The 24,756-nt window shown below is 47.1% G+C and carries 21 protein-coding genes; 1 reads left to right on the top strand and 20 read right to left on the bottom strand.

Features of this window, described 5'->3' with window-relative positions; translation table 11 throughout:
* Window positions 1-39 precede the first annotated feature (39 nt).
* The 17 genes from Q7A_RS04390 to parE form a co-directional block, all read right to left on the bottom strand.
* Window positions 40-870, bottom strand: coding sequence for a peptidoglycan DD-metalloendopeptidase family protein (locus Q7A_RS04390; protein WP_041354363.1), 831 nt, complete (start codon window positions 868-870; stop codon window positions 40-42).
* Between the two features lie 2 nt (window positions 871-872).
* On the bottom strand, window positions 873-1,448 hold the full coding sequence (locus tag Q7A_RS04385) for a YqaA family protein (RefSeq protein ID WP_014706123.1): 576 nt from the start codon (window positions 1,446-1,448) through the stop codon (window positions 873-875).
* Entirely contained in the window at window positions 1,445-2,107 is a 663-nt protein-coding gene (locus Q7A_RS04380; protein WP_014706122.1) for a protein-L-isoaspartate(D-aspartate) O-methyltransferase, read from the bottom strand. The genes Q7A_RS04385 and Q7A_RS04380 overlap by 4 nt, the downstream gene beginning before the upstream one ends.
* Window positions 2,104-2,856, bottom strand: coding sequence for a 5'/3'-nucleotidase SurE (surE, locus tag Q7A_RS04375; RefSeq protein WP_041354362.1), 753 nt, complete (start codon window positions 2,854-2,856; stop codon window positions 2,104-2,106). The genes Q7A_RS04380 and surE overlap by 4 nt, the downstream gene beginning before the upstream one ends.
* Window positions 2,857-3,019: 163 nt before the next feature.
* Entirely contained in the window at window positions 3,020-5,821 is a 2,802-nt protein-coding gene (gene fdhF, locus Q7A_RS04370) for a formate dehydrogenase subunit alpha (protein ID WP_014706120.1), read from the bottom strand.
* Window positions 5,821-7,518 (bottom strand): NAD(P)H-dependent oxidoreductase subunit E, encoded by a 1,698-nt coding sequence (locus Q7A_RS04365; protein WP_014706119.1) that lies wholly within the window; start codon window positions 7,516-7,518, stop codon window positions 5,821-5,823. The genes fdhF and Q7A_RS04365 overlap by 1 nt, the downstream gene beginning before the upstream one ends.
* A gap of 323 nt (window positions 7,519-7,841) precedes the next feature.
* On the bottom strand, window positions 7,842-8,849 hold the full coding sequence (locus Q7A_RS04360; RefSeq protein ID WP_014706118.1) for a formate dehydrogenase subunit gamma: 1,008 nt from the start codon (window positions 8,847-8,849) through the stop codon (window positions 7,842-7,844).
* Window positions 8,850-8,859: 10 nt separating this feature from the next.
* Window positions 8,860-9,039 (bottom strand): hypothetical protein, encoded by a 180-nt coding sequence (locus tag Q7A_RS04355; RefSeq protein ID WP_014706117.1) that lies wholly within the window; start codon window positions 9,037-9,039, stop codon window positions 8,860-8,862.
* Window positions 9,040-9,041: 2 nt separating this feature from the next.
* Window positions 9,042-9,626: a formate dehydrogenase FDH3 subunit beta gene (gene fdh3B / locus Q7A_RS04350; RefSeq protein ID WP_014706116.1), complete on the bottom strand. Its 585-nt coding sequence runs from the start codon at window positions 9,624-9,626 to the stop codon at window positions 9,042-9,044.
* Between the two features lie 16 nt (window positions 9,627-9,642).
* Window positions 9,643-12,516, bottom strand: a complete 2,874-nt coding sequence (locus Q7A_RS04345; protein WP_014706115.1) for a formate dehydrogenase subunit alpha — start codon at window positions 12,514-12,516, stop codon at window positions 9,643-9,645.
* A gap of 12 nt (window positions 12,517-12,528) precedes the next feature.
* On the bottom strand, window positions 12,529-12,738 hold the full coding sequence (locus tag Q7A_RS04340; RefSeq protein WP_089418502.1) for a hypothetical protein: 210 nt from the start codon (window positions 12,736-12,738) through the stop codon (window positions 12,529-12,531).
* A 132-nt stretch (window positions 12,739-12,870) separates the two neighbouring features.
* Complete coding sequence (locus Q7A_RS04335; RefSeq protein WP_014706114.1) at window positions 12,871-13,446, bottom strand: TorD/DmsD family molecular chaperone; 576 nt, start codon at window positions 13,444-13,446, stop codon at window positions 12,871-12,873.
* Window positions 13,447-13,451: 5 nt separating this feature from the next.
* Entirely contained in the window at window positions 13,452-14,987 is a 1,536-nt protein-coding gene (locus Q7A_RS04330) for a 4Fe-4S binding protein (RefSeq protein WP_238595981.1), read from the bottom strand.
* A gap of 1 nt (window position 14,988) precedes the next feature.
* Window positions 14,989-15,453 carry a DUF3306 domain-containing protein gene (locus tag Q7A_RS04325; protein WP_084227442.1) on the bottom strand — a complete coding sequence of 155 codons (465 nt, stop codon included), beginning with the start codon at window positions 15,451-15,453 and terminating at the stop codon, window positions 14,989-14,991.
* Window positions 15,450-15,911: a DUF3305 domain-containing protein gene (locus Q7A_RS04320; RefSeq protein WP_014706111.1), complete on the bottom strand. Its 462-nt coding sequence runs from the start codon at window positions 15,909-15,911 to the stop codon at window positions 15,450-15,452. Before Q7A_RS04320 ends, Q7A_RS04325 begins: the two co-directional genes overlap by 4 nt.
* Window positions 15,912-15,964: 53 nt before the next feature.
* Window positions 15,965-18,205 (bottom strand): DNA topoisomerase IV subunit A, encoded by a 2,241-nt coding sequence (gene parC, locus Q7A_RS04315; RefSeq protein ID WP_014706110.1) that lies wholly within the window; start codon window positions 18,203-18,205, stop codon window positions 15,965-15,967.
* A 14-nt stretch (window positions 18,206-18,219) separates the two neighbouring features.
* Window positions 18,220-20,118 carry a DNA topoisomerase IV subunit B gene (gene parE, locus Q7A_RS04310; protein WP_014706109.1) on the bottom strand — a complete coding sequence of 633 codons (1,899 nt, stop codon included), beginning with the start codon at window positions 20,116-20,118 and terminating at the stop codon, window positions 18,220-18,222.
* Between the two features lie 308 nt (window positions 20,119-20,426).
* On the opposite strand from parE, the gene Q7A_RS04305 reads away from it, so the two are divergent.
* Window positions 20,427-20,999: a Tll0287-like domain-containing protein gene (locus Q7A_RS04305; protein ID WP_014706108.1), complete on the top strand. Its 573-nt coding sequence runs from the start codon at window positions 20,427-20,429 to the stop codon at window positions 20,997-20,999.
* Here the strand turns inward: Q7A_RS04305 and Q7A_RS04300 are convergent.
* The 3 genes from Q7A_RS04300 to ovoA all read right to left on the bottom strand — a co-directional run bounded on the left by Q7A_RS04300 (window position 20,996) and on the right by ovoA (window position 24,597).
* On the bottom strand, window positions 20,996-21,199 hold the full coding sequence (locus tag Q7A_RS04300) for a winged helix-turn-helix domain-containing protein (protein ID WP_014706107.1): 204 nt from the start codon (window positions 21,197-21,199) through the stop codon (window positions 20,996-20,998). The genes Q7A_RS04305 and Q7A_RS04300 overlap by 4 nt on opposite strands.
* Window positions 21,200-21,290: 91 nt before the next feature.
* On the bottom strand, window positions 21,291-22,463 hold the full coding sequence (locus tag Q7A_RS04295; protein WP_014706106.1) for a MalY/PatB family protein: 1,173 nt from the start codon (window positions 22,461-22,463) through the stop codon (window positions 21,291-21,293).
* Window positions 22,450-24,597, bottom strand: a complete 2,148-nt coding sequence (gene ovoA / locus Q7A_RS04290; protein WP_014706105.1) for a 5-histidylcysteine sulfoxide synthase — start codon at window positions 24,595-24,597, stop codon at window positions 22,450-22,452. The genes Q7A_RS04295 and ovoA overlap by 14 nt, the downstream gene beginning before the upstream one ends.
* Window positions 24,598-24,756: the final 159 nt, after the last annotated feature.

Below are 24,756 nucleotides of genomic sequence, written 5' to 3'. Positions count from 1 at the left end.
CTGCCGCAGCAAACCCGTTATTGTAACGGATAATGCCGCTTATTGTTTAGGCAGAAAGCGGATTGGATCGACGGGTTTACCGTTACGGCGGATTTCGAAATGCAATTGTTCCACTTGTGTACCGGAACGACCGAGTGTGGCAATCCGCTGACCATTTTTCACCGTATCGCCCTCTTTGACCAGCAACGTATCATTGTGGGCATAGGCGCTCAGATATACATCATTATGCTTGACAATCAGTAGGTTACCGTAACGTGGCAAACCATTCCCGCTGTAAACCACCTTGCCATCAGCTGCCGCTAAAATAGGCTGGCCGGGTTTACCGATAATATTGATGCCTTTGCGACCAGCGGCAGATTCTGAAAAGGTCGAGACCACCCGACCTTCTGTCGGCCAACGCCAGATAAGGCTTTCACTGCCTGAGGTCAGCGCTGGCGAGGATGAAGGTTTAGGCGTAGAGGGTTTCACCTGAGGTGTTTGCGTGGCGGTCGATGGTCGTGACGGTTGGGCGGTGGTTGAGGGTCGTGTGACCGAAGGTGATGAAGGCCTGCTAGTGCTTGGTTTTACGGTTCCTGGACGTGCTGTTGAGGCTGTTATTGGCGCGCCCTTAAATTTGATTTTTTGTCCAACATAAATCGTATACGGTGGTCGGATGTCATTGATACGTGCAACATCACGATAATCCATGCCATAGCGGAAGCTGATTGAATACAGCGTATCGCCTTTTCTGACGGTATAGCTGTTTGGTGCTGGGGCCGGGGCAGGACGTTGCTGATATCTGCCGGCATCTTCTCTGCCAATCGGCGCTAACGCATAGTTACCGCTACAAGCAGTCAACGTAAGCATCAACACCATGAACAGCCGTTTCATCGTCAGACAAATATCAAATAGACCAAAAGCAACAGACCGACTGTTATCCAGCCGAGTCGATCCACCCACAGATGTAATTTTTCTTCAAAAGGCTTACCGCCCCACTTCATTAAACCAGCGACCAGAAAAAACCGCATACCACGGCCAATCAAAGAACCCAGGACAAACGGTAATAACAACATTCCCACCGCGCCGGAAGCAATAGTAAATATCTTGTACGGTATCGGTGTAAAGCCAGCTAAAAAGATTGCCCAGAAACCATAATCGGCAAACCATTGCTGAGCCGTTTCATAGGCTTCAGTATAGCCAAACTGAATAATCCAGGGCTCAACCATCTGTAAAGCAAACACCCCGATAGTGTAGCCCAATAATCCGCCCAATACAGAGGCTATCGTGGTTAAGCCGGCATAAAACCAGGCTTTATCTGGTCTTGCCAACGACATTGGTGCCAGCATCACATCGGGTGGTATCAGGAAAAAGGATGATTCAGTAAAGCTGACTAATGCCAGCCAATAGGTGGCGTGTTTATGCCTGGCCCATTGCATGACTTTTGCGTAAAGCCCTGAAAATAATTTCATCCAATCTGTCCACTTAACAGCGGGACAAAACTGACGGCGTCCCATTCCGTTTCTTCAAATTTACCACCGACCCGATCTATCACTTTCAGGATCTGTCCCTTGCTGCCACCGACGGGTATTACCAATCGTCCACCGGGTGCAAGTTGTTCCAACAAGGTGGGCGGTATGTGTTCTGCACCACAGGTGACGATAATACCGTCATAGGGGCCATTTTCCGGCCAGCCCCAATTGCCATCACTGTGTTTGAGGCGGATATTGTTGAGCTTTAACTGGTAGAAACGTTCTCTGGCCTGTTTCAACAAAGGCGCAATACGCTCAACACTGAACACCCTTGGTACCAACGCTGATAACACGGCAGTCTGATATCCGGACCCCGTACCGACTTCTAAAACCTTGTTTCTGGGGCCAACCTGCAGCAGAATTTCGGTCATTCGTGCCACAATATAGGGTTGCGAAATTGTCTGGCCCAGGCCAATCGGCAGTGCTGTGTCTTCATACGCTCTGCTCGCTAAAGCCTCGTCGACAAATAAATGCCGGGGGCACTGCCGCATTACTGTTAACAGTTGAATATTCTGGATACCTCGCTCCTGCAGACGCTGGATCAGACGATCCCGTGTCCTCTGTGAGGTCATCCCTATTCCACGTGGATCGGCGATCATGGCAAAGTGCTTTCCAACCATCTTGAGACGCCATCAATCGCATCGTATCGCGTTAAATCAATTTGCAACGGTGTCACCGATACTGCACCACGGCGAATCGCATCAAAATCAGTGCCGGGACCAGCATCCTGTTCCGCCCCGGCAGGACCAATCCAATACATTGGTCTGCCACGCGGATCCATTTCTTTAATCACGGGTTCAGCTTTATGCCGATGCCCAAGACGGGTACTTTCAAAGCCAATAATTTCTTCTATCGGCAAATCGGGCACATTTACATTGAGAATAGTATCAGCGGGTAATGCTACAGATTTAAGTCTTTCGACTAACTGTTGGGCCACCCAGCCAGCTGTTTCGTAGTGTTTTCCTTCGAAGCTTGCCAGCGAAATAGCTATTGCTGGTAACCCCAGAAAGCGACCTTCCATCGCGGCAGCCACGGTGCCGGAATACAGCACATCATCACCCAGGTTGGCTCCTGCATTAATGCCTGAAACTACCATATCCGGTTCGTCTTCCAGCAACCCGGTAATCGCCAGATGTACACAGTCCGTGGGTGTACCTTCGACCCGGTAGACACCATCTTCCATGCGATCCAGTCTTAGCGGATTTTCCAATGTCAGCGAGTTGCTGGCACCACTGCGATTACGGTCGGGGGCAACCACTGTGATTTCCCCCAAACCGGCAAGTGAGCGTGCCAGCGTACGGATACCCTTTGCCATGTAGCCGTCATCGTTACTTATGAGGATCTTCATTTATTTTTGACCTGTTGCGTCAAGAGATTATTCGCCGCTATCTTAGCAAGAATGCACGCTTATGACATAAAAAAGGGCATGAAAACATGCCCTTTTTTGATACAAGTTGCTGTTGCTCTTTCATTTCAACACAGGGTGAAGGAACAACAGCCACTAAAAAGAATCACTGCCTAAGTTTGTTAACAGCTTGACCACCACCGTAACTATGAAACTTCAAAGGTTCTCCCCCTGGGGTGACTTTTACCGCGCAGTATTTGAACTCCGGAATTTTTGCTGCTGGATCCAAAGCTGCATTGGAGAGTTTGTTTACCGCCGCCTCGTAATAACAGAAGGCCATAAATATTGCGCCGGTTGGCACTGCTTCATCAACCCGAGCGACCACGGAGACTTCACCGCGACGGGTGGATAATGTCACCATTTCGCCTGGTCGAACATTCATTTCATCAAGCGTAAGCGGATGAATGGTCGCCACAGCTTCAGGTTCCAGCGCATCCAGCACATTGGAACGACGGGTCATTGAACCGGTATGCCAATGTTCCAGCATACGGCCGGTGATCAGGATGTAAGGATATTCTTCGTCAGGACGTTCATCTGGCTCAACAATATCCGCAGGAACAAACAGACCTCGCCCATCTGTGGTCGGGAAACGATCGGTGAAAATAATCGCTTCACCCGGATCACCTTCCTGTTCACAGGGATAAACCACACCGTGTTGACGTTCCAGACGTTCCCAGGTAATACCCCCCATAGATGGTACCGCTTTACGAATTTCGTCAAAGACTTCCTTGGGTCCATCGTAATGCCAGTCCAGCCCCATTCGCTGGGCAATCTGCTGGATGATCCATAAATCCTGGCGGGCATCTCCAGGCATTGGAATTGCTTTTCGCCCCATTTGCACCAGACGATCAGTGTTAGTGAAAGTACCGGTTTTTTCCGGGAAGCCTGACGCAGGCAAAATAACATCCGCCAGGTAGGCGGTTTCTGTCAGGAAGATATCTTGCACCACCAGAATATCGAGCTCTGACAAAGCTTGGCGAGCATGATTGGCATCCGGATCTGACATTGCTGGGTTTTCACCCATAATATACAAACCATTCAAATTACCGGCATGAATCGCATCCATGATTTCAACTACCGTGAGACCCGGGTTGGAATCAATTTCTGCTCCCCATAATTGTTCCAGATTTTGCCGAGCCGAATCGTCTTCTACTTTGAAATAATCCGGCAAGCGCATTGGGATAAGCCCCATATCCGATGCGCCTTGAACATTATTCTGCCCACGCAAAGGATGCAATCCGGTACCCGGGCGGCCAATCTGACCAGTCATTAAAGCCAATGAAATCAGGCAACGGGCATTATCAGTACCGTGGACATGTTGTGATACGCCCATGCCCCACAGAATCATTGACGCATCAGCTTTAGCATAAAGCCGCGCTACCTCTCGCAATGTTTGGGCAGGAATGCCACAAATTGGCTCCATTAATTCCGGAGAGTATTTCTGCAGATGTTTTTTCATCTCTTCAAAGCCTTGTGTACGCTCGGTAACAAAGCTTTGATCGACCAGATTTTCTTCGACAATGACATGCATAATGGCATTCAGCATCGGCACGTCACTGCCAGGCTTAAAGGCTAGATGATGTGTCGCCTGGCGCGATAATTCTGTGGTCCGTGGATCCAGCAAAATCAGTTTGCTCCCAGAACGCAGCGCATTTTTCATCCACGTCGCACCCACCGGATGATTCACCGTCGGATTAGCACCAATTATTACAATCACATCGGCTTTATCGACATCTGCTACAGGATTAGATACTGCGCCTGAGCCCAGACACTCCAGCAAGGCTACAACTGATGAGGCGTGGCAAAGACGGGTACAGTGATCGACATTATTGGTTTTAAATCCGATGCGAATCAGTTTCTGGAATAAGTAGGCTTCTTCATTACTGCCTTTGGCACTACCGAAACCGGCCAATGCATTGGGGCCTTTTTGATCGCGGATCTTCAGGAAACCCTGCGCCGCCATATCCAACGCTTCTTCCCAGGTGGCTTCACGGAAGATTTTGTCGATATCGTTAGGCTCCATCGTAAATTCACCATTTTTTGGTGCATCTTCACGGCGGATAAGGGGTTTGGTCAGACGATGTGGATGATGTACGTAGTCAAACCCGTAGCGGCCTTTCACACACAACCGGCCATGGTTGGCCGGGCCATCACGGCCTTCAACGTACAGAATTTTATCGTCTTTGATGTTGTAGGTAAGCTGACAGCCCACACCACAATACGGACAAACCGATTCAACCTGACGATCCGGTTCAACCATGCCTACTTCATTGGCAGGCATCAATGCACCGGTTGGACAGGCCTGAACACATTCACCACAGGCAACACAGGTGCTTTCACCCATCGGGTCATCAAGATCAAAGACAATTTCGGTATGACTACCGCGCATTGCCAGACCAATTACATCGTTATTCTGTTCATCACGACAGGCACGAACACAACGCGTACATTGAATACAGGCATCCATATTAACGGCAATACCGGGATGCGAAAGATCAGGAGCCACTGGTTTGCGGGGCTGAAATCTTGGTGTACTGATTTCAAGCTTACCTGCCCAGTAATCCAGTTCGGAATGCAGCGTATGCGGCTTTTCGGAAACATCAGATTTGAGCAGTTCCAGTACCATTTTTTGCGAATGCAAAGCACGTTCGCTATTGGTCTGCACTTTTATATCATTGCCGGGATAACGGCAGCATGAAGGCGCTAAAACACGCTCACCTTCAACTTCCACCATGCATGATCGGCAGTTTCCATCCTGTCCTTCACGTTCGGAATAACATAAATGTGGGATTTCAATACCTTCGCGCTCGGCAATTTTTAAAATCGTTTCATCGGCACGGGCACTGATTTTCTGGCCGTTAAGCGTAAATTCGACCATTTCTACGCTGTCTTGTAATTGAGTGGCCATTATTTCAACTCCTCAGGGAAATACTTGACGACGCTACGCAGCGGATTTGGAGCAGCCTGCCCCAGACCACAAATCGATGCATCTACCATTACTTGAGACAACTCTTCGAGCAATGGTTCGTCCCATTTAGACTGTTTCATTAAATTGACCGCTTTGGCGGTACCAACACGACATGGCGTGCATTGGCCACAGGACTCGTCCTCAAAGAAACGCATTGCATTGACAGCCAAATCGCGCGCTTTATCTTTATCAGAAAATACAATCACTGCAGCTGAACCTATAAAACAGCCATATTCCTGCAACGTATCAAAATCTAACGGCACATCACCCAGTGAGGCTGGTAAAATTCCACCTGATGCACCACCGGGGAAATAGCCATAAAACTCATGCCCTTCGAGCATTCCACCACAATATTCATCAATCAATTCACGCATGGTGATACCTGCGGGTGCCAGATGCACGCCCGGATTATTAACACGGCCACTGACAGAAAATGAACGCAGGCCTTTACGACCGTGACGACCATGGTCGGTAAAACACTCTGGACCTTTCTCGAGAATATCGCGAACCCAATAGAGTGATTCCATATTATGTTCCAACGTCGGCCGGCCGAATAAACCCACTTGAGCAACAAATGGTGGGCGCAAGCGAGGCATGCCTCGTTTACCTTCAATGGATTCAATCATGGCGGACTCTTCGCCACAAATATAGGCACCAGCACCCCGTCGTAAGTGAATTTTCGGCAGGTTGGTTACTGGAGGATGTGCACGAAGTTTGTCGAGTTCCTGTTCCAGCATCACTCGGATAGCGGCATATTCATCACGAAGATAAATATAAATTTCATTGATATCCACTGCCCAGGCAGCAATCAGCATGCCTTCAAGAAAACAATGAGGGTCGCGATCCAGATAATATTTGTCTTTAAACGTACCGGGCTCGCCTTCATCGATATTGACGGCCATTAATCTTGGGGCGGGTTGATCACGAACAATTCGCCATTTGCGTCCAACCGGGAACCCCGCACCGCCCAGACCACGTAGTCCTGAATCATCCATCATGTCGAGCACTTTCTCGACATTATGCTGGCCTGCCATACACTGTTGATAGATGGAATAACCACCATTTGCCACATATTGTTCAAACAAAACCGGGGCGATCGTTTCAGGCTCCGTAACACCCTGCTCAACCAGCTCATCAACTTTTTTAACATCAGCAAATTCCACCGGATGCATACCTACAACAGCAACTGGGGCCTTATCACAACGACCGATGCAGGGGACTCTCTGGATACGAACCTTTTCACCCATCGCTTTTTCAAGAGAAGCTATCAGGTCGTCAGCTCCTGCCATTTCGCAACTCATTGAATCACAAACGCGGACTGTTAAGTCGGCGGGAGTTGCATCACCTTCTTTAATAACATCAAAGTGATGATAAAAAGTTGCTACTTCGTAAACTTCAGCTCGTGATAACTTCATTTCATAAGCCAAAGCAACCAAATGGTGAGCTGAAATATATTTGTAAAAATCCTGGATTTTATGCAGATATTCTATCAATAAATCTTTTTGTCTCGATGCATTGCCAAGTAATTTTCGGACTTCTGCCAATGCTTTTGGATCGACCTGTCTGCCTTTGCTAGTAACACGTGCCAACTTGGTTTTTTTTCCAGTCGTTTGAGCATTGATGGGTTGCTCGATCATTAACCGCCTCTCTCTTCGTAGCCTGATATGGCTTTTTCTATAATAAAAATCCTGTCAAAACTATCATGGCTAAGGGCTGATGTGAAGCCTGAAGACGAGCAAAAAGCAATGCGAAATCAGGCTTTTGCCTGACGTAGTGATGTGTAACTTTTGCTAAAAGCTAAATAAGCACGAAATTAATGCTCAAAGCTTGGCAGAACACGTTTATTTTGAAAAGTTTTGGCCAGCTTGAAATAGAAAAAATCTTTTGTGATACGTCAAAAGAGAGAATAGTTGCTCAATATTTACAAGCTCATTGATAACAAGTATCTAATTTGCGCAAATTACTGGTGGCTATTTTTCTGCTGTTGCTCAATTTCTTTTAACCATAAATCATGATGTTGTTCAGCCCAGACGATATCTACTTGACCCGTCGTCATTCCTTCCAACGCGCCTTCGGTGCCAAGGGTACCGATGTAGATATGCCCCAATGCAAAGGCCATCAGCAATATCGCCGTTAGAATATGAATAAGATGAGCACCAATAATAACTTCACGTTCTTGTCCAAAATTGGGAAAATCAAGTACCAGACCTGAAAGACACAGTGCCACTCCGGCTGTCGCCAAAGTCCAGAACCAGGCTTTTTCTCCACCATTGAACTTACCTGCTGATGGATGTTTATTGCCTACCATGCCACCAAAATCTTTGAACCACTGGATATCAACTTTGGTAAATAAATTATTTTTGAACCATTTAATCAAGATGGTAAACAAAGCCACCATAAACACTGGACCAAGTAAATTATGTATCCATTTGGCCGCTATCGCATAAGCCGAAAACCCCGGATAACCAAGTAAAGGGATTAAGGCAAAACGCCCGTACAAAAGGCTAAGCCCAGTGATTGCCAGCAGAATAAATAACGTGGCTGTCGTCCAATGTAATCGGCGTTCGTTCAAAGTCCAGCGCTGCACGGTTTTACCTGTACGGGGATGGGTTAATTTGATCTCGCCTCGCCACAAATAAAATGCAGCAAGAATAACCAGCACACCGCTGAGCAACCATGCACCATACGTAGCAATCGGACCATTGCGCAGCTGACGCCAGTTTTGACCTGCTCCCTGGATCAGTTCATTGGTTTCCTGACCTTTAACAGCGCTATAACCTTTTTGATTTTCACGCACCTGTCGCCAGGTATCAGAACGAGGATTGGTCTGCTCATCTACTGCCGGCTGCTCGGTCATACTGACATACAGATAACCGGTTAACGGCAATATCAGAATTGCCAATACAATGATCAACATCGCCCAAAGCGATGTTTTTTTACGATTATTCATAGCAGCAGTTGCAGACATGCCTTCTCCGTTAGCGATCCGTTTGTACGCTGTTGAAACGCTGCTTCAATATTTCTGCGCGTTCTTCTGCTGATAGAGCATGATTGTCTTCACTACCTTTATACACGCCAGCTTTATGCATGGTTACATCAGTATCTTCATAACAAGCAGTCAGCAGAAAGGCACCAAGCATTAAAACAAGCAGTCTCATGATTAATCCTTGTAGGCTGTTGCCCAACCCCAGTTATCTGGACGGCCACCACGACGAACCACACGACTGCGGAACAAGTCAGCAACAATATCACCATCACCAGCGATCAAAGCTTTGGTCGAACACATTTCGGCACACAACGGTAATTTTCCTTCGGCTAAACGGTTACGTCCATACTTTTCCACTTCCGCAGTAGAATTATCTTCTTCGGGTCCACCAGCACAAAAAGTACATTTATCCATCTTGCCACGCGCGCCAAAAGCACCTTCCTGGGGGTATTGTGGTGCCCCAAATGGACAGGCGTAGAAACAATATCCACAACCGATGCAAATATCCTTGTCATGCAGTACGATGCCATCGGCAGTGGTGTAGAAACAGTCGACAGGACAGACGGCCTGGCATGGGGCATCGCTGCAATGCATACAAGCAACTGAGATAGACTTTTCGCCCGGGATCCCATCATCAATGGTGACGACACGACGTCGGTTAATACCCCAGGGAACTTCATGTTCATTTTTACAGGCAGTGACACAGGCATTGCATTCAATACAACGCTCGGCATCACATAAAAACTTCATTCGAGCCATTGAGCAACCTCCTTAATCAGGCAGCACGGATACGACAAAGAGAAACTTTCGTTTCCTGCATCGCCGTTACGGAGTCATAACCATAAGTGAATACCGTATTACAAGATTCACCTCGAACATGTGGTGCAGTGCCTTCAGGGTAGTTATCAACCAAATCCTTACCTTGAAAATGTCCACCAAAATGGAATGGCATAAACACGACTCCACGCTCAACACGTTCAGTTACCATCGCCATTACTTTGATAGAACCTCCTTCAGGACCATCCACCCATACCTGTTCGCCATTTTTAATACCGGCATTATTGGCATCGACAGGGTTAACCTCAATGAACATATCCTGTTGTAATTCAGCCAGCCATGGATTGGAGCGGGTTTCTTCACCACCTCCTTCGTATTCCACTAATCGACCACTGGTCATAATCAAAGGAAAATCTTTGCTGAAATCAGTAGCCTGAATTGAGCCGTAGCGTGTCGGTAGACGATAGAAGCTACGTCGATCTTCATATGTAGGGTATTTTTCCACCAAATCACGACGGTTTGTATAAAGAGGTTCACGATGTATTGGAACAGGATCCGGAAACTGCCAGACCACCGCACGCGCTTTGGCATTACCATACGGTGCACAGCCGTGTTTGATTGCCACACGCTGAATTCCCCCTGACAAATCGGTTTTCCAATTACGTCCTTCCGCTTCCGCTTTTTCTTCAGCCGTCAGGTCATCCCACCAGCCCAATTCCTTGAGCATCGTATCTGTAAATTCAGGATATCCATCTGTGAGTTCAGCACCAACGGTACTCGAACCCTCGGCTAATAGATTGACACCATTACGTTCCACACCAAAACGAGCACGGAACGGGCTCCCGCCTTCGGCTACGGGCGTAGAATTGTCATACAGAATATGGCTGCCAGGATGCCTAATTTCCGGAGTGCCCCAGCATGGCCAGGGCAAACCATAAAATTCACCATCACAGGGACCACCTTCTGCTCTAAGAGTCGTGGTGTTAAACGTATGCAGATTCTCCGATTGTAATTTCAGTCGCTCAGGTGACTGGCCAGTGTAGCCAATCGCCCACATTCCTTTGTTGTATTCACGGGTAATATCTTCAATTAATGGTTCTTCATCATTCACTGCAATTTGATTACACAATTCTTTTTCAAAGCCAAATTTTTTGGCAAATTTATACATAATCGTGTGATCTGGCAGTGATTCAAATAGTGGCTTAATGACCTGAAAACGCCATTGCACTGAACGATTTGATGACGTTAGCGAACCATAGGTTTCAAACTGAGTTGCAGCAGGTAATAAATAAACCCCATCGGTGCGCTCATTCATGACTGCTGAAACGGTAGGATAAGGATCAACGACGACCAGTAAATCCAGTTTTTCCATGGCTACTTTCATTTCCGGGCCACGCGTTTGACTGTTTGGGGCATGTCCCCAGAACACCATCGCTTTAAGGTTCTCGTTCTGAGCAATATTGTTTTTATCTTCCAATACTCCGTCAATCCAGCGTGAAACGGGAATACCATTAGAGTACATAGGTGACACTGCTGTGCCATTTATTTCTTCATATTTACGTTGATCAAATTTTTGTTTGAGCCAGTCCAGATCTACTTTCCAGACACGGGCCCAATGCTGCCAGGCACCCTCCGCTAGTCCGTAGTAACCTGGAAGGCTATTGGCGACTACACCAAAGTCGGTTGCACCCTGCACATTATCGTGGCCACGGAATATATTGGTGCCACCACCAGAAACCCCCATGTTCCCAAGTGCTAATTGCAGGATGCAGAGGGCTCGGGTATTGCTGTTACCAATAGAGTGCTGAGTAATTCCCATACACCAGATCACAGTGCCAGGTCGATGCTCAGCCATCGTTTTAGCAGCCTGATAAACCTCAGACTCTTTAGCACCAGTGACTTTTTCAACTTCTTCAGGTGACCAGTTAGCAACTTCTTTTCGGATTTCTTCCATTCCGTAAACCCGCTGCTCTATGAAGGTTTTATCTTCCCAACCATTTTCGAAAATATGCCAAAGCATGCCCCAGACTAATGGAATATCCGAACCGCTACGGATACGAATAAATTGATCAGCATGGGCAGCAGTACGACTGAAGCGGGGGTCAACGACAATAACCGGCGCACCACGCTCTTTTCCACGGAAAATATGCTGCAGAGAAACCGGATGGGCCTCAGCAGGATTAGCACCGATAATAAAAATTGCTTTGGAATTATGTATGTCGTTATAGGAGTTGGTCATTGCACCGTATCCCCAGGTATTTGCTACCCCGGCAACTGTAGTGGAATGACAGATCCGCGCCTGGTGATCCACATTATTTGTTCCCCAGAAAGCAGCAAACTTGCGGAACAGATAAGCCTGTTCATTATTGAATTTCGCAGACCCCAGCCAGTAAACTGAGTCTGGGCCGGACGTTTCGCGGATCTTCAACATTTGTGTACCAATTTCGTCGATAGCTTGTTCCCATGACACTCGCTGCCATTTTCCATCGACTTTTTTCATTGGATACTTCAGGCGCTTGTCACCATGGCCATGTTCACGAACAGAGGCACCTTTAGCACAGTGCGAACCAAGATTAAATGGATGGTCAAAGCTTGGTTCCTGCCCAATCCAGACACCATTTTGTATCTCAGCAGTTACCCCACACCCCACACTGCAATGACTGCAAACACTGCGAACCCGTGTGATTTCACCTTCGTTGTATGTTGGTTGTTGCCCTTCAACTGCCTCAGCTTTCTGAATCATTGCACTTGGAAGCAAACTCATAAAGGCTGCACCACCTGCTGCAATACCGGAACCTTTCAGAAAAGAGCGACGATTAACCCCAGAGAGGCCACTGATAATAGCTGCCGGATCACGTTTAGTCAGTTTCATATCAATAATCTTTTAAAAATCAACACGTTGGTAGTAAGCTTCAACATGTTCCGTATGTTGATAGCCTTTGGCAGCAAGAACAGGTTTAGTGGGGGGGGCAATCGTTTTTTGCGGAGCAGCATGCAGCGTATTAGCGGTAAAAGCCAACGTTGCCGTTCCTCCTACTGTGGCAGTCAATTTGTGCAGGAATTCTCTGCGGCTCTTTGAAGGCTTAACAGTCATGGATTTCTCCGAATGAAATTCAGTGCAGTAACAAGCAGGATGCTATCGTCTTTGACAACAAAATTACGCTCAAATTATCGCGCAGACAACCCCTGTGTTCAAGGAAATTTGCCAGTTACGTTGAAGTATCTGTCATTGTTCAAGTCGTTCAAGTTCCATTTCAATAAAATGTTTACCCAACAAAGCGACAGCTTTATAAAAAACTGCACTCTTGGCATGTATCAAATCAGCAAAAAACTTAGCAGCCCAAGGGCGTAAATGCGCGTTGAAAAAGGTTTTGTCATCAATAACAGGGATACCGTTTGCCGTCAGAATCAAACGCATCACATCGCATTCACCAGCAATGTGATCTTCAGGTTCTGCTTTATCCTGTTGTCGTTCCAAGCCAAGTTTACCTAAATCAATACGCAATCTTGCCAGAGGTTTTTCATTTAAAAATCCACTTTGATAATAGGAACCATAAGGAATCACCTCCCCATGAGCCAGTCCGATAAACAATTCCTGATATTCATCGGCAATTTGCTCAGCATTGTTTTGTGTAGCGGCATCAATCAATGCCAGCCACCCCTGACCTAAAGATGTTTCCGGCTCTGTAACCTTTAAATTTACAATATTGTCGAGTAAATCCTGCTGTGGGGGCGCCGCCAGCAAATTAGCTAATAATGCGTAGGTTTGAGCTCGCCACTGGGTTTCTTCAATTTCTTCCACGGTTGTTAACCTTTTTTGAACATGGCTTTGACACGACAATCCTCACACATCTTCAGTTGATTCAGTGCTGCGCCCTGAAACATATGATGATCTTTTAATTTTGCGGTAATCGTGTCGATCATTTTCTGAGTGGCAAATGGTTTTGCACAACTGATGCAATGAAAGATCGCCTCCTCATGCAAAATGCGTTTTTGCCGTGCCTGATCACGCTGATAAAGATACCTCGGTGCCAGCGTGATGGCATTTTCAGGGCAAGCTGTTTCACAAATACCGCATTGCACACATAAATCTTCAATAAAATTCAGTTGCGGTTTGTCGACCCCGTCAACCAATGCGCCGACCGGACAGACTGAAACACATGACATACATAAGGTACAAGCCTGTCTATCGACCAGAACATCACCAAATGGTGCCGGTTTTTCCAGTTTGATTTCTGACTGAGGTGCTGGAGCATGTTCGTATAGATGAGATAAGGCCATGGTGCTGACTCGGCGCTTGTTATCCATACCGGCAAAGCGGCTTGGAGTGGCAACCTCTGTTTTGGGCAACTGCTGGATGTGGGATTTTAAGGCCGTGAAATCATTGCCTTGATGCCAGTGAATGGCGGTCGAATAGCCCATCCCGTTCAATAATTCGTTGGTTAACTTTATTTGCTGCTGCAGTTCCAGCCAATCGTGATCACTGTGGGTCAAAGCATCCCAAACAGTGACACCAGCCGCGCCATAGGCCATCGCAGCCAGCCAGAAAGGCATGCTCAACGCGCCAATTTCTTCAATCGAGAAAGTGATCACATTGTCAGTGAGTTCATGTCCGCGCATTTCCAACAAGGTTTGAGCATTGGATTCATCATGGATCAGAATATGCGGTGGTTTCATTTCGAGTTCAGCATATTGCTGCATCATGGCACGTAAACGTTCCAAACTGACATCTAGTGTTGGCAACGCATAATTCATTGCACCGGAGGGGCAAACCGCCACACAGCTGCCGCAGCCCTGACACAAATGAGGGTCGACTCGGACTTCATCTCCGGCATGGCTGATCGCTTCGGCGGGACAGGCTTCTAGACATTGGTTACAGCCGTTGATACCACGGCGGGAATGGGCACAGATATTCGGTTTATATTGGAAATACCGTGGTTTATCGAAAATACCAATCAGTTCGGGCAATTGCTGTAAGGCTTCGGCCAGGGCTTGTTGATTTTCGCCGGGAGCAAAATAGCCTAACGGTGAAACTTTTTGTTTGAGAATTGGTGAATCACTCAAATCCAGCACCAAATCAAAGCGTAATGTTTGTCCTGCAATGACTGCATCAAACTCACCCAACCAGCCGGTTAAGCTATCCAGTTCACCGGTTAATACCGTTACATCATCAATTTTAACGGTTGCTGTTTCGGTCACCAATGCACTGATAGTTAATGGCTGGCAATGTGCTGTCACGGCAGAAACAGCTTCGGCACTACCAACCATCAGTAAACGACCACGGGATTCAAATTCAATCAATTGCACCGGATGAATTTCAATTTGGCCTGCTTCCAAAACCACGTTATGCAATGGGCTTATCCTCCTCGTCGCGATTATTTCGCGATTGTGTATCGTTATGCTGTTCAGCGCCTTCTGCAGGGACAGTTATCGCTGGCTGTTCAGCTGCGTCAGCTTCTGCCAGCTGACGTTCCAGCATCCGCTTCATTTCATGGGTTACCACAGAGCCCAATCCAGCAAAAGCATGATAGTTATAATCATTTTCGTATTCTTCAAGCCCATCGGTTTGAGTAAAGCCCGGTTTTCGAAATAAATTACGTAATGCCTGTTTTTTGGTTTCCGGATCAACATCCTCACGTTGCCAAAGGGGCAAATCAGCTGGCTCTTTGGCTGGTGCAGGTTCATCTGTCAGGTTTTGTTCGGTAAGCGCTGATTTTTCAGTTGCCGTTTCTTCTGCAATATTGGTTTGCTGCTTACGGCGGGACCAGCGTGATAAAAAACGTTCTGATGGCGATTTTTCATTCATCATTCACCTTTATCTTTTCGTCGTCCACCACGACGTTTTTTGGGTGCCTCCGGTGCATAGTGATAGATAATAAAACGTTCCAGCCAAACACATAACTCATCCGGCAAAGCTGCTTCCAGCACCTGATCGCCTGCTTCCATATAAGAAGCGGCTTCCTCGAAATCCACCGTTAATAAAACCGGTGTTAACAGATCATTTTCCAGACGCCCAATAAAATAAATCTTGGCCTGTTCTGACATCAGGTTGAGGTAATAATTTTCGCAATAATGCCGAAATAAGCGCAGGTGCAGCTCAGGATAATAATGCAGTTCGCCTTGCGTCTGTGCTTTGGAGAATTGTGTTTCGCTAAGACCAGGCATCACCCCAAGAAAAGACCAGGAATAACTGGCCCAGCGATGTTGACTGGATTTTTTCAGCAATACAGCGGTAACGGAAAAATGATCAGAAGGTATATCCAGCATCTCTATCAGGCATGTTGATTTCAGGCTGATAGGATAACAAGTAACTGACTTTTTTACTCGGCTACTTCCACAGAGCTGACTTTTTGTAACCCTCTGGGTAACTTGTGTCCACGTTTGCCCCGCTCGCCCGCATAGTGCTGCAGATCAGCGGTTTTCAACGTTAGATGACGACGTCCGGCGTGCAGCGTCAAACTATGATTTTCCGGCACCAGCGTGACCGATTGCAACCATTCCTGACCACTGGTGAAACGTGCTTGCGGAATATTGATCAAACGGACGCCCTTGCCTTTATTGAGTTCCGGCACTTCACTGATTGGGAAGACTAATAACCTTCCATCTCCTGCAGCAACCGCCAGTTGTTGCGGCATTTTTGTATCGACCACCAAGGGTGGTAATAACGCCGCTTTTTCTGGCAGATTGAATAAAGCTTTTCCGGCTTTGTTTTTAGCCAGTAAGTTATCAAAGCGAGTTACAAAACCATATCCAGCAGTATTGGATAACAACACCATCTGATCATTCTCGGCAGCAATCACCGCAATAAAGCGTACTTCTGGTGCAGATTGCAATCGACCGCTCAGCGGTTCTCCCTGGCCTCTTGCTGATGGCAAGGTATGCGCCGCCAGTGAATAACTACGGCCGCTTTCATCGAGGAACACTACCTGCTGGTTACTTCGGGTTTTCACCGATGCCAGATAGCGATCGCCGGTTCGGTAATTTAATGATCCCGGATCCACATCATGGCCTTTGGCCGCCCGCACCCAGCCACTGGCCGATAACACAATTGTCAGAGGTTCTGTGGGAAGTAATTCGGTTTCACTGAGTGCTTTAGCGGCCTCACGTTGTTTGATTTCACTACGACGGTCATCACCATATTTTTCGGCATCAGCTGTCAGCTCCTTGCGGATCAACGATTTCAAACGGGTTTCTGAGCTCAGTAATAATTCCAGTGATTTACGTTCCTTACTGAGCTCATCCATTTCGCCTTTGAGCTTCATTTCTTCCAGTTTTGCCAAATGACGCAAACGTAATTCGAGAATCGATTCGGCCTGGCGATCACTAAGACTGAATCGGGCCATTAACTCGGCTTTGGGATCATCCTCATAACGGATAATGGCAATGACTTCATCTATATTCAGATAAGCAACCAGCAGGCCTTCCAGCACATGCATGCGATCCAGCACTTTATCCAGACGATACTGCAAGCGGCGGCGTACCGTTTGAATCCGGTAGGTTAACCATTCGCTGAGCATCTGCAGCAGGCTTTTCACCTGCGGCCGACCATCAAGGCCGATCATGTTCATATTGACGCGGTAGCTGCGTTCCAGATCAGTAGTGGCAAACAGATGCGACATCAGACTTTCAATGTCCACCCGATTGGAACGCGGCACAATCACCAGACGCACTGCCTGTTCGTGATCAGATTCATCGCGTAAATCTGCGACCATTGGCAGCTTTTTGTTATTCATCTGTGCGGCGATCTGTTCCAGCACTTTGGCACCGGAAGTCTGATAGGGTAGCGCATGAATCACAACTTCGTTGTCTTCAACTTTATAAGCAGCACGCTGGCGAATCGAACCATGACCGGTTTCGTAAATGCGGCGGATTTCGGCCTGAGGCGAGACGATTTCACCACCAGTCGGGAAATCCGGGCCCTGAATTTCAGTTAACAGATCATCCAGTGTACTTTTCGGTGATTTGAGTAACAGCAGACAGGCGTTAACCACTTCCCGCAAATTGTGCGGCAGGATGTCAGTTGCCATACCCACGGCAATACCGGTGGCACCGTTCAATAATACATTGGGAAGTCGTGCGGGCAGCAGTTGTGGCTCATCCATGGTGCCATCAAAATTGGGCATCCATTCGACCGTGCCCTGCCCCAGCTCAGTTAATAATGTTTGGGCGTAAGGTGCCAGACGTGCTTCGGTATAACGCATGGCGGCAAATGATTTGGGATCATCCATTGACCCCCAGTTACCCTGACCGTCAATCAAGGTGTAACGATAGGAGAATGGCTGAGCCATCAGCACCATGGCTTCGTAACAGGCCGAATCACCATGCGGATGATATTTACCTAATACGTCACCGACGGTACGAGCGGATTTTTTATGTTTGGATAAAGCACTGAGGCCCAACTCGGACATCGCATAAACAATGCGTCGCTGTACCGGTTTAAGACCATCAGCCAGATGCGGTAAGGCACGATCCAGAATGACGTACATGGAATATCCCAGATAGGCCTTTTCGGTAAAATCCCGAAGCGGTTGCTGTTCCAGATCGTCGACTATAGTGCTCATTCAAAATTCTCAGTTCAGATTAAACCATCAGCTAAATCGCCATGCTGTTCCAGCCAGACTTTTCGATCACCCGCCCGTTTCTTGGCCAGCAGTTTATCAAGCGTCATAAACGTATCATCATCGGCGTCAATGGTGAGTCGAATCAGACGGCGTGTATCAGGAGCCATGGTAGTTTCACGTAATTGCAAAGGATTCATCTCGCCCAGACCTTTAAAGCGCTGGGTACTGACTTTGCCTTTAATCTTATCGCGCTCGATACGGTCCAGAATGATTTGCCGCTCTTCATCATCCAGTGCGTAAAACACTTGTTTGCCCACATCGATCCGATATAAAGGTGGCATCGCCACACAGATATGCCCGGATTCGACCAGTGGTCGGAAATGTCGGACAAATAACGCACATAACAGCGTCGCAATATGCGCGCCATCTGAGTCGGCATCAGCAAGAATACAGATTTTGCCGTAGCGCAGACCGGTAAGATCATCCGAGCCGGGATCAACCCCCACTGCAACAGCGATGTCATGGACTTCCTGTGAAGCCAGCACCTGCGAGGCTTCGACTTCCCAGGTATTCAGAATTTTACCGCGTAACGGCATGATGGCCTGAAATACACGATCACGTCCTTGTTTCGCACTGCCACCTGCAGAATCCCCTTCCACCAGAAACAGTTCAGTGCGAGATGGATCCTGAGAAGTACAGTCCGCCAGTTTGCCAGGAAGTGCCGGACCGGATTGCACCCGTTTACGTACAACCTTTTTAGCCTGTTTTAAACGTGATTGGGCATTGTTAATCGCCAGCTCAGCTATTTTTTCACCATCTTCAATATGGTGATTGAGCCATAAACTGAACGAATCTTTTACGGCACCAGCCACAAACCCGGCACATTGTCGGGAAGACAAACGTTCTTTAGTCTGACCGGAAAACTGCGGATCCTGTAATTTGACTGATAATACGTAACTGCAACGTTCCCAAATATCTTCGGCCGATAGTTTTACGCCACGTGGCAGCAGGCTGCGAAATTCACAGAATTCACGCAAAGCATCAAGCAGCCCGGAACGTAATCCATTTACATGAGTGCCTCCCTGTGCCGTTGGAATAAGATTCACATAACTTTCAGCAATGATTTCTGCCGGTTCAAGCTGCCACATAAGGGCCCAGTCGACTTCCTGATCTGCATCGGCAAAATGGCCAACAAATGGTTTGGCCGGTACACAGGGCAGATCCGTCATCGCATTGGCGAGATAACTGTTCAAGCCATCCTCATAACACCAGCGATCATTTTGTTTTTCGGCACCACTTAAATCTTCAAAGGTGACCCCTAAACCGGGGCACAGTACCGCTTTGGCTCGCAAAACATGACGCAAACGCGAGACCAGAAATTTAGGGGCATCAAAAAAGCTGGTGTCCGGCCAGAAACGCACACTGGTGCCGGTATTCTTTTTGCCGACAGTACCGGTTTCAGCTAAGGATTCGACCAATAGCCCATTTTCAAATGCAATGCTGTAACTGACGCCATCACGACGAATATTAACTTCCAGTCGTTTGGATAAGGCATTGACGACAGAGACACCGACGCCATGCAGACCACCGGAAAAACGATAATTTTTATTGGAAAACTTACCCCCGGCATGCAGCCGGGTCAGAATGACTTCAACGCCGGGTACCCCTTCTTCAGGGTGGATATCCACAGGCATTCCCCGTCCATCATCAATGACTTCAAGCGAGTTATCGGGGTGCAGGATGACTTCAATCTTTGTTGCGTGACCGGCAATGGCTTCATCGACACTGTTATCAATGACTTCCTGAGCCAGATGATTCGGTCTTGTGGTATCGGTATACATGCCAGGTCGTTTTCTGACCGGATCCAATCCCGTTAGAACCTCAATTGCCGAAGCGTCGTAGATATTGGTCATCTTCTCTTAGTCAAAAAAATCAAGTTGCCCGAAGGTTAGCAGGATAAAAGCCGGATGTACAAGCATCCTGGCGATTGGGACACAATAACGCAGTCCCCATCACATATAATTAGATGCTAATATTTAACCTTGCTTGTTTTTTTCGACCAACGGCAAATTAAAGTGTGATCATTCCCTATTGCATATTATTTAGCGGCTATGGTTCACTGCCAAAATAGTATTAATTATTTTAAGCAGCGTGAACGAGCTTTTTATCTTCTGGTAATGCCAAGAACAGCATTTATATCGATTCACCGTGGAGCACTAACATGAATATTCGGCCGATTATTTTTATCACAATCTTGTTGTGTACCTTTTCAGTTCAGGCTGAGAGCGCTAAAGAATTTGAAACCCAGGCCAATGCGGCGATAAAAGAATTTGCCGAAACGCTCAAATCAGCATTGATGTTATCCATGCAAACAGATGGTTCAGTGAAAACTATTGCTGTTTGTAAAGATATTGCTCCCAGAGTGGCAGAACAGGTTTCCACCAAATACAATCTTGATGTCAGTCGTACCGCCCTGAAAATCCGTAACCCTGAAAATAAGCCTGATGAATGGGAAAAAACTGTTTTAAGAAGTTTTGAGAAACGCCTGGAAAAAGGCGAAACCATTAAAAAGCTCAGTTTCAGTGAGCAGGTGGAAACAGACGGCGTTAAACAATGGCGCATGATGAAAGCGATTGGTACCGATTTAGTCTGCGTCACCTGCCACGGTGAAAAGATACCGGAGCCTATCCAGGCCAAGTTGAAAAAACACTATCCCGATGATCAGGCCAAGGGATTTAGCGTAGGTAGTGTCCGTGGAGCCTTTACCATAAAGCAAATTGTACCGGCAGATTAACGCTCTTTAAGGTCGATGATTTCGCTACGCCCCTTTTGCGTCAGACTGAGGTTATCTTCTCGGCTCAACCAGCCAATTGCTCGCTGAAGCGACTTATTATCTAATCCACACTCTTTAGCCAATTTGGAAGAGCTTGTGACTCCATTCTTTTTGAGATATTTCCAAATTTCTCCAGCGGCATCACCAATAGTCTGTTGCATATTTAACCTCACATCATTGAAATAAAACCATTGCTCCACCCCACTTTCAAAAATCAACTGGATGGGGTAAGAACGTGTGTGCTTGCATGCTTCATTGCATATTTTCCCAGGCTGAGACAATTTGCTGACAGGCTTGTTCGATCATCGCCCGTGGCGCGGCAATATTCATTCGCATAAAACCACTGCCGGCATCGCCAAACATCACACCGGGATTCATCGCCACACCCGCCTGTTGAACAAAAAAGGTTCTGAGTTGCTTGTCATTAAGCATCAATTCACGGCAATCCAGCCATAATAGATAGGTTGATTGTAAATCCAATATTCGTATCTTCGGTAGCTGTTCAGCAAAAAATTGCTGTACCCAGTGGTAGGTTTGCTGCAGATACAACAACAGTTCATCCAGCCACTGTTCTCCATGCCGGTAGGCGGCTACCGTCGCTTCAATACTAAAAGGATTGGCAGCGCTGACATGCCAGGAGTTAAACACCGATTCAATCGCTTTTTTATGCTGATTATCCGGGACTATCAACATCGACATTCCAAGCCCGGCAATATTAAATGTTTTGCTGGCCGATACAGCGGTCACCATTGGCACATCATCAGCCAGTGTTGCCAACGGAATATGCTTCTGCCCCGATAAGACCAGATCGGCATGAATTTCATCACTGACAATAATCAATTGATATTGTCTGGCAATATCCAGCAGCTGTTGCAGTTCAGACTCGCTCCACACCCGTCCACCCGGATTATGTGGTGAACAGAGTAGCAGCATTTTTGCCCCTGCTGCTGCCTGTTCGGCCAATTCAGCAAAATTAATCTGGTAATAATCGTCCACCAGCTGCAGCGGATTTAATACCAGCTCCCGCTGGGTCTCGGTCACTGCCGAGAAAAATGGGAAATATACCGGTGGCTGGGCTATCACCTGATCATGCTTTTCGGTGAGCGCCATGATGGTGGCATGCAATGATGGCACTACTCCCGGACAAATCAGGATATGTTCAGCTTCAATATGCCATTGATGACGTCGTAAAAACCATTCCTGAGTGGATTGATACAACGCTTCAGGATATTCACTGTAGCCATAAAGTGGATGCTGGGCTCTGGCAGTCAACGCCTTTGTCACTGCCTCCGGGGCAGCAAAATCCATATCTGCCACCCACAATGGAATGGCATCATCCCGGCCAAACAATCGCTGCCGGGCGTCATATTTAAGACTATATGTGCCGCTACGATCTATTGGCTTATCAAAATCAATCTTGCTCATTCCGACGTTCCCAGATAGTCACTTCTGACAGAGTATGCTGGAATTTACGCCGAGTTTCACGTATGACAAATGCTTGCGAAAACGGTCCCTCAACCAATTTAAAGTGCGGTTCCAGTACACTTTTTATCCCGTCCAGAGTGGAAAAGCTTTCCCCATCCTTTTTGAATCCACCCAGCCAGTTGGCTTTGTCCGTGTGTTCTTCCAGCCAGGTATAGGGTGAGGCCAGCACTAACAGGCCACCCACATTAATTCGTTCATGTATGTGTTTTAAAAATAATATCGGGTCATACAAGCGATCCAGTAAATTGGCCGCTAAAATTAAATCATAGCCTTGGTAGACCGCTTTTAAATTACAGGCATCACCCTGCATAAAGTCAACTTTATGCGCGGTATCTTCCAGACCAAAGTTTTCTAGCCGTTGTTCGCGATACAGTAATAAATCACCTTCATCTGCTACGGCATAACGGATCACGCCATCACGCTTCAGCTGCACGCCAAGATTGATCAGCCGTGCCGAGAAATCAATTCCCGTTACCTGATCAAAATGCCTGGCTAATTCGAAACTGGCACGACCCACCGCACACCCCAGATCCAGTGCGTGTCTTGCCGGTTTATTTCCCATCTTCTCAATAGCGATCTGAGCGATGGTTTTTTGAAAGTTGGGCACATCAAAATAACGTTCACCGTAGTGGAATTCGGCATATTCCGACAGCATTTTGTCGGTCTCATAATTTGAATCAAGATTCACCACTGGCGCATCTGATACCACATAACGGAACCCTGCATGCTGAAAAAAGTGACGTCTGAACGCATAACGGGATGATAAACGGCTTTCATTGCCACAGGAAATCCAGCTGCCGCCTTTTATCAGATTATGTTTTCCATCATATGTCGGCGTGGTGAAATCGTCATACAGGCGATGAACCTGTGACCCATCGAATGGATAAATCGGCGTTTCTGTCCATTGCCAGACATTGCCTCTGACATCATAAAAATCGCCCTGCGCAAAATGATTTACCGGACAGGAAGAGGCAAAATGATCTAGATGAATATTGGCGGGTGTCGTGTTCTCGTCCAGTTCTTCGATACCAGCAACATCAACCAGACGATACCATTCATCTTCGGTAGGCAAGCGCACTGTTTCACCAGTTTGTTCAGTCTTCCATGCACAGAATGCCTTGGCTTCATGGTAGTTAACTTCTGCCGGCCAATCCCAGCGCATTGGCACAACCTCAGCCATTAATCGCAACTGCCAGCCTTGATCGGTTTTTAGCCAGAATGTCGGATATTCAGCTTGTGTAAATTCCCGCCATTGGAGTCCTTCCTGCTGCCAGTAATGAGACTGCTGGTATCCGCCAGCTTCAACAAAGGCTAAAAATTCCTGATTACTGACCAGATATTTGGCAGCCTGAAATGCTGGTACTTCTGCCTGATGTTGACCATATTCATTATCCCAGCCGTAATACTCATCATCAAAGGACTTGCCCAGTTTTACCTGACCCGCATCAACTGGCAAAACTGTGTTTTCAGGAGCTGATCCGGAAGTATCGCATGCTGGCCACGCCGAATGCGGCTGTACCCACTGTAATTGCTGCTGACGAATTAATACTGATGACGTTTCCAAATGGATCTGTTCATGTTCAATACCCATCATGATTGCCCACCAGGGGTTTTCCCAGTTAATGGGCAACTGCAGAGGAGCTTTTTGAATAAGCTGATTAACGGCTTTTTTCACTTGTTGCCGATAGGCTTTTACTTCCGCTACTGATGGCCAGTCATAATGATCATCATTAAGATCATCCCAGCTCATTTCATCCACACCAACCGCGAACATGGATTCAAAGCGAGGATTGATGCGCTGGGTCAATAACCCAGCCAATAAAAGCTTATTAACAAAAAAAGTCGCCGTATGGCCGAAGTAAAAAATTAACGGATGTCGAAGCGGAATACTTTTCTGGTAGTAGCCTTCTTCTGATTTCAAATTATCAAACAGCGATTCATAGCGCTCGAAATTTGCATTGAAATAGGCCGCGAGTTCGTTGCGAACAGCTTCCGGCTCTTTTGCATTCAATCGTGGAGTACGTAAATATCTATGTTCTGAGTGGGAAAAAGATACGGCTTTTTCGGCAGTCATTGTTCAAAAATCCCTTTGAGGATACTTATGAGAGTTTAGGGTCTGTTTATCTTCCATCGCCACCACTGCTGGAGACTATTTTTTCGTTCCACAAGACGGAAATGATGCGGTGTAGTTATTCTACATAAATCATTTCCAACGCCGTGGGGCGGAAAAATA

This window comes from Methylophaga nitratireducenticrescens (assembly GCF_000260985.4).
Lineage (GTDB): Bacteria > Pseudomonadota > Gammaproteobacteria > Nitrosococcales > Methylophagaceae > Methylophaga > Methylophaga nitratireducenticrescens.
This window is presented reverse-complemented; position numbering and strand designations above follow the sequence as displayed.

What these genes read in the sequence shown, in the direction of transcription:
- Q7A_RS04300 (WP_014706107.1), bottom strand. Translation starts at nt 21,199, where the DNA reads ATGCAACAGACTATTGGTGATGCCGCTGGAGAAATTTGGAAATATCTC.
- Q7A_RS04385 (WP_014706123.1), bottom strand. Translation starts at nt 1,448, where the DNA reads ATGAAATTATTTTCAGGGCTTTACGCAAAAGTCATGCAATGGGCCAGG.
- ovoA (WP_014706105.1), bottom strand. Translation starts at nt 24,597, where the DNA reads ATGACTGCCGAAAAAGCCGTATCTTTTTCCCACTCAGAACATAGATAT.
- Q7A_RS04345 (WP_014706115.1), bottom strand. Translation starts at nt 12,516, where the DNA reads ATGAAACTGACTAAACGTGATCCGGCAGCTATTATCAGTGGCCTCTCT.
- Q7A_RS04320 (WP_014706111.1), bottom strand. Translation starts at nt 15,911, where the DNA reads ATGCTGGATATACCTTCTGATCATTTTTCCGTTACCGCTGTATTGCTG.
- Q7A_RS04360 (WP_014706118.1), bottom strand. Translation starts at nt 8,849, where the DNA reads ATGTCTGCAACTGCTGCTATGAATAATCGTAAAAAAACATCGCTTTGG.
- Q7A_RS04340 (WP_089418502.1), bottom strand. Translation starts at nt 12,738, where the DNA reads ATGACTGTTAAGCCTTCAAAGAGCCGCAGAGAATTCCTGCACAAATTG.
- parC (WP_014706110.1), bottom strand. Translation starts at nt 18,205, where the DNA reads ATGAGCACTATAGTCGACGATCTGGAACAGCAACCGCTTCGGGATTTT.
- Q7A_RS04390 (WP_041354363.1), bottom strand. Translation starts at nt 870, where the DNA reads ATGAAACGGCTGTTCATGGTGTTGATGCTTACGTTGACTGCTTGTAGC.
- surE (WP_041354362.1), bottom strand. Translation starts at nt 2,856, where the DNA reads ATGAAGATCCTCATAAGTAACGATGACGGCTACATGGCAAAGGGTATC.
- fdh3B (WP_014706116.1), bottom strand. Translation starts at nt 9,626, where the DNA reads ATGGCTCGAATGAAGTTTTTATGTGATGCCGAGCGTTGTATTGAATGC.
- fdhF (WP_014706120.1), bottom strand. Translation starts at nt 5,821, where the DNA reads ATGGCCACTCAATTACAAGACAGCGTAGAAATGGTCGAATTTACGCTT.
- Q7A_RS04355 (WP_014706117.1), bottom strand. Translation starts at nt 9,039, where the DNA reads ATGAGACTGCTTGTTTTAATGCTTGGTGCCTTTCTGCTGACTGCTTGT.
- Q7A_RS04365 (WP_014706119.1), bottom strand. Translation starts at nt 7,518, where the DNA reads ATGATCGAGCAACCCATCAATGCTCAAACGACTGGAAAAAAAACCAAG.
- Q7A_RS04380 (WP_014706122.1), bottom strand. Translation starts at nt 2,107, where the DNA reads ATGATCGCCGATCCACGTGGAATAGGGATGACCTCACAGAGGACACGG.
- Q7A_RS04295 (WP_014706106.1), bottom strand. Translation starts at nt 22,463, where the DNA reads ATGAGCAAGATTGATTTTGATAAGCCAATAGATCGTAGCGGCACATAT.
- parE (WP_014706109.1), bottom strand. Translation starts at nt 20,118, where the DNA reads ATGACCAATATCTACGACGCTTCGGCAATTGAGGTTCTAACGGGATTG.
- Q7A_RS04305 (WP_014706108.1), top strand. Translation starts at nt 20,427, where the DNA reads ATGAATATTCGGCCGATTATTTTTATCACAATCTTGTTGTGTACCTTT.
- Q7A_RS04325 (WP_084227442.1), bottom strand. Translation starts at nt 15,453, where the DNA reads ATGATGAATGAAAAATCGCCATCAGAACGTTTTTTATCACGCTGGTCC.